Genomic DNA, 4,621 nt, shown 5'->3' on the forward strand with positions numbered 1-4,621 from the left:
ATAAACAGGTAAGGATTGATGTGCATGAAGTGGCTTCACTCTGGATAAAAACGATAAGGACGCCGGGTGCCGGCACTTCCCGGCGTCCTGACTTACTTAGCGGGTTTTATGGGCAACCAGAAAAGCCAGGTTTGCGAGTTTGTTTGTTTCCAGAGAAATACTTTTCATGATGTGAACTCCTTGTTCGATTTAGTTAAGTCACCTCGTGGTGACAACTTCATAATAGTTTGTAATGGATTATTCGCAAGAGGATATTAAGTAGGAATATTCCAGTAATTTTGTCGGAGCGATCTTTAGCGAGGATTAGAGTTGTAGGGTGTTTTTTAATAATTAAAAGACGTAAGGAAATGTCCTGCATGTATTCAGGAAAGAAAATGTAGGAAGTCGCGAGTGTCGAGGATGGACAGCACTCGCGGAAAGAGTGCCGGAGAACGGCATAAAGTAAACGGGGAGCCTGTTGGCTCCCCGGTGTCGATCAGCTGTTTGGCAGCAGACGGCAGGTGATGCTCTTGATATAGCGGGTTTCGGCGATGGCCGGGTGTACCGGGTGATCCGGCCCCTGACCGCCACGTTCCAGCAACTGGATGTTGCGATCCAGGTGACGGGCGCTGGTCAGCAGGATGTTCTGCAGGTCGTCTTCCGGCAGGTGCATCGAGCACGAAGCGCTGACGAGGATGCCGTCCTTGTTGAGCAGGCGCATGGCTTGCTCGTTCAGACGACGGTAGGCGCCTTCGCCGTTTTTCATGTCTTTCTTGCGTTTGATGAAGGCCGGTGGATCGGCAACGATCACGTCAAAGCGCTCTTCGCTGGCCTTGAGTTCTTTCAGGGCTTCGAAGACATCGCCTTCGATGCAGGTCATCTTGTCGGCGAAGCCGTTCAGCGCAGCGTTGCGCTCGACACCGTCGAGGGCGAACGCCGAAGCATCGACGCAGAACACTTCGCTGGCGCCGAATGCGGCCGCCTGCACGCCCCAGCCACCGATGTAGCTATAAAGGTCGAGCACGCGTTTGCCTTTGGCGTAGGGGGCCAGGCGTGCGCGGTTCATACGGTGGTCGTAGAACCAGCCGGTTTTCTGACCTTGAATGACGGGGGCTTCGAACTTCACGCCGTTCTCTTCCAGCGCAACCCATTCCGGCACCAGGCCGAACACGGTTTCGACGTAGCGGTTGAGGCCTTCGGCATCGCGGGCAGCGGAGTCGTTCTTGAACAGGATGCCGCTTGGCTTGAGCACTTGGGTCAGCGCCGCGATCACGTCATCTTTATGCGCTTCCATGGTCGCCGAGGCGATCTGCACCACAAGAATGTCGCCGAAACGATCAACGACCAGGCCTGGCAGCAGGTCTGAATCACCGTAGACCAGACGGTAGAACGGCTTGTCGAACAGGCGCTCGCGCAGCGACAAGGCGACGTTCAGGCGATGCACCAGCAACGACTTGTCCAGGGCAACCTTGATGTCGCGCGACAGCAGGCGCGCGCAAATCAGGTTGTTCGGGCTCATCGCAACGATGCCCAGCGGCTTGCCACCGGCGGCTTCGAGGATGGCCTGGTCGCCCGCATTGAAACCGTGCAGTGGCGTGGCCGCCACGTCGATTTCGTTGCTGTAGACCCACAGATGGCCGGCGCGCAGGCGACGGTCGGCGTTGGCTTTGAGGCGCAAGCTAGGCAGGGACATGACGTCGCTCCGGAAAAAAGAGCGGGAGTATACCGTGTTGGGGCTGGTGCCGGGATTGGAGTGCGATGAAACGCAGATGACCTCTTCGCGAGCAAGCTCGCTCCCACAGGGGATTTATGACCGGCACAGACCAGTGTGGGAGCGAGCTTGCTCGCGAAGGCAGTCCTGAGAGCTACGCAGACAGCGCGTCAATCAGCTCCTTGTTGAACGCCGGAATATCATCCGGCTGACGGCTGCTGATCAGGTGACCGTCCTTGATCACTTCTTTATCGACCCAGTTGGCCCCGGCATTCACCAGGTCATCCTTGAGCGTCTTGTAGCTGGTCATGGTCTTGCCGTTGACCAGCCCGGCGGAAATCAGCAACCAGCCGCCATGGCAGATCACCGCAATCGGCTTGCCGGCTGAGGCGCCGGTCTTGACCAGATGCTGGGCGTCCTGGTCGATACGAATGGTGTCGGAGTTCTGCACGCCGCCCGGCAGGACGATCGCGTCGTACTGTTCGCTACTGGCGCCTTGAAACGTCTGGTCGACTTTAAAGTCGTCCGCCGGTTTGTCGTGGTTCCAGCCTTTGACCTTGCCGGCCTCGGCGGAAAGAATGTCGACCTGAGCACCAGCCTGTTCCAGGGCCTGCTTGGGGCCGGTCAGTTCGACCTGTTCGAAACCGTCTGTTACCAAAATGGCGACGCGTTTGCCGCTGAGAGAAGTAGCCATCGTTAAGCTCCTGAATCGTCGGGAAATTGCCGCCGCAATGGACTGCAATCGTCCATCGGGCCTTACAGACTCCGAAGCCGGTGCGGGAATGAAAGTTCCTGACAATTGCCCACTGGTGTGTCGTCGAGCGGTTTTTAGAGGTTAGAATCGCCGCCTGTCCCAGAGTGTGTACTTATGTCCCAAGAGCTGACCACCGAACAGATTCAACAATCCCTGCAAGGCATCAGCGTGCCGGCGCAGCCGCAGATCATGGTGGATCTGCAAATGGAGCAGTACATGCCCGACCCGGACCTGGAGGTGATCGCCAAGCTGATCGCCCAGGATCCCGGCCTGTCAGGTTCTCTGCTGAAAATCGTCAATTCGCCTTATTACGGCCTGAGCAACAAGATCACCTCGATCCAGCGCGCGGTGAACCTGTTGGGCAGTCGTTCGATCATCAACCTGATCAACGCACAGTCGATCAAGGGCGAGATGAACGACGACACCATCGTCACCCTCAACCGCTTCTGGGACACTGCCCAGGACGTGGCCATGACCTGCCTGACCCTGGCCAAGCGTGTGGGCACCCAGGCTGGCGACGAGGCTTATGCATTGGGCCTGTTCCACGATTGTGGCGTGCCGTTGATGCTGCAACGCTTCCCCAACTACATGTCGGTGCTGGAAAAGGCTTACGCCAATGCCAGCGCCGAGTGCCGCGTGGTGGACACCGAAAATGCCGAGTTCAACACCAATCACTCGGTGGTCGGTTATTACACCGCCAAGTCGTGGCGTCTGCCGGAGCACGTCAGTTCGGCGATTGCCAATCACCACAATGCATTGGCGATCTTCAGCGACGAGTCCTCGCGCAACAGCCAGATGAAGAATCTGCTGGCGATCCTGAAAATGGCCGAGCACATCTGCGCGTCGTACCGGGTGCTCGGCAACCAGGCCGAAGACCAGGAGTGGAACAGCATCGGTGCGCTGGTTCTCGATTACGTCGGCCTGTCGGACTACGACTTCGAAACGCTCAAACAAACGATTCGCGACCTCGGCGCGCATTGATCCGAGGACGCCATGCCTGAACTGCCGGAAGTCGAAACCACCCGCCGGGGCATTGCCCCCCACCTGGAAGGCCAGCGGGTCAGCCGGGTCATCGTGCGTGACCGCCGGCTGCGCTGGCCAATCCCCGAAGACCTCGATGTGCGCCTGTCCGGGCAGCGCATCGTGCTGGTCGAGCGGCGCGCCAAGTACCTGTTGATCAACGCCGAAGTCGGTACGTTGATCAGTCATTTGGGCATGTCGGGCAACCTGCGCCTGGTCGAGGTCGGCTTGCCGGCGCTCAAGCATGAGCATGTCGATATCGAGCTGGAATCCGGGCTGGCCTTGCGCTACACCGATCCGCGACGCTTCGGTGCAATGCTGTGGAGCACCGATCCGCTCAATCATGAACTGCTGATTCGCCTCGGGCCGGAGCCATTGACCGATCTGTTCGACGGCGAGCGCCTGTTCCAGCTGTCGCGCGGGCGTTCGATGGCGGTCAAACCGTTCATCATGGACAACGCGGTGGTGGTCGGGGTCGGCAACATTTACGCGACCGAAGCGCTGTTCGCTGCCGGCATCGATCCACGCCGCGAAGCCAAGAGCATCTCGCGGGCGCGTTATCTGAAGCTGGCGATCGAGATCAAACGCATCCTCGCCGCCGCCATCGAGCGCGGCGGCACCACGTTGCGTGATTTCATTGGCGGTGACGGGCAACCGGGGTACTTCCAGCAGGAGCTGTTTGTTTATGGTCGTGGCGGTGAACACTGCAAGGTCTGCGGCACCGGCCTGCGGGAAGTGAAGCTCGGTCAGCGCGCCAGTGTTTTCTGCCCGCGCTGTCAGAGCTGAGGTAAACCGTTCGAAAACATCCTACGGTCTATAGTGAGTTGTCTCACTGCCTAGCCCGAAGGATCGTGCCATGAAATCCCTGCAAGTCCTCTGTGCCGCACTGCTGCTGTGTTCCAGTCTGGCTGTCGAGGCCACGGAAACCGGCAGCGGTGATCCGCGTTACACCATCCAGAACCCACCGGCCTACGCCATGCTTGGCGACTTGCTGATCGCCCGACCTTTGCTGGTGGTGGCGACGGTAATCGGTGCGGGGGCGTTTGTGGTGTCGTTGCCGTTTACCGCGCTGGGTGGCGGAATTGGCGAGGCAGGGCAGGCGCTGGTGGTTGACCCGGCGAGGGCAGCGTTTGTGCGGTGTCTGGGGTGTGTCGGGG

At 59.0% G+C, this 4,621-nt stretch carries 5 protein-coding genes; 3 read left to right on the forward strand and 2 right to left on the reverse strand.

What is annotated here, in order from left to right:
• Window positions 1-475: 475 nt before the first annotated feature.
• Entirely contained in the window at window positions 476-1,672 is a 1,197-nt protein-coding gene (locus DBR24_RS07620; protein ID WP_093429813.1) for a class I SAM-dependent rRNA methyltransferase, read from the reverse strand.
• Between the two features lie 172 nt (window positions 1,673-1,844).
• Window positions 1,845-2,384, reverse strand: coding sequence for a type 1 glutamine amidotransferase domain-containing protein (locus DBR24_RS07625; RefSeq protein WP_128614395.1), 540 nt, complete (start codon window positions 2,382-2,384; stop codon window positions 1,845-1,847).
• Window positions 2,385-2,612: 228 nt separating this feature from the next.
• Between DBR24_RS07625 and DBR24_RS07630 the strand changes: the two genes are divergently transcribed.
• The 3 genes from DBR24_RS07630 to DBR24_RS07640 all read left to right on the forward strand — a co-directional run.
• Window positions 2,613-3,425 (forward strand): HDOD domain-containing protein, encoded by an 813-nt coding sequence (locus DBR24_RS07630; protein ID WP_177490471.1) that lies wholly within the window; start codon window positions 2,613-2,615, stop codon window positions 3,423-3,425.
• 12 nt (window positions 3,426-3,437) lie between these two features.
• Window positions 3,438-4,250, forward strand: a complete 813-nt coding sequence (mutM, locus tag DBR24_RS07635) for a bifunctional DNA-formamidopyrimidine glycosylase/DNA-(apurinic or apyrimidinic site) lyase (protein ID WP_025112080.1) — start codon at window positions 3,438-3,440, stop codon at window positions 4,248-4,250.
• A 70-nt stretch (window positions 4,251-4,320) separates the two neighbouring features.
• Window positions 4,321-4,621 (forward strand): multidrug transporter (locus tag DBR24_RS07640; RefSeq protein WP_128614396.1); only part of this gene is annotated, 301 nt, incomplete at its 3' end.

The sequence above is a fragment of the Pseudomonas sp. HMWF006 genome (assembly GCF_003061205.1).
Lineage (GTDB): Bacteria > Pseudomonadota > Gammaproteobacteria > Pseudomonadales > Pseudomonadaceae > Aquipseudomonas > Aquipseudomonas monsensis.

Coding starts and splice junctions, on each gene's coding strand:
- DBR24_RS07620 (WP_093429813.1), bottom strand. CDS start 1,672: ATGTCCCTGCCTAGCTTGCGCCTCAAAGCCAACGCCGACCGTCGCCTG.
- mutM (WP_025112080.1), top strand. CDS start 3,438: ATGCCTGAACTGCCGGAAGTCGAAACCACCCGCCGGGGCATTGCCCCC.
- DBR24_RS07625 (WP_128614395.1), bottom strand. CDS start 2,384: ATGGCTACTTCTCTCAGCGGCAAACGCGTCGCCATTTTGGTAACAGAC.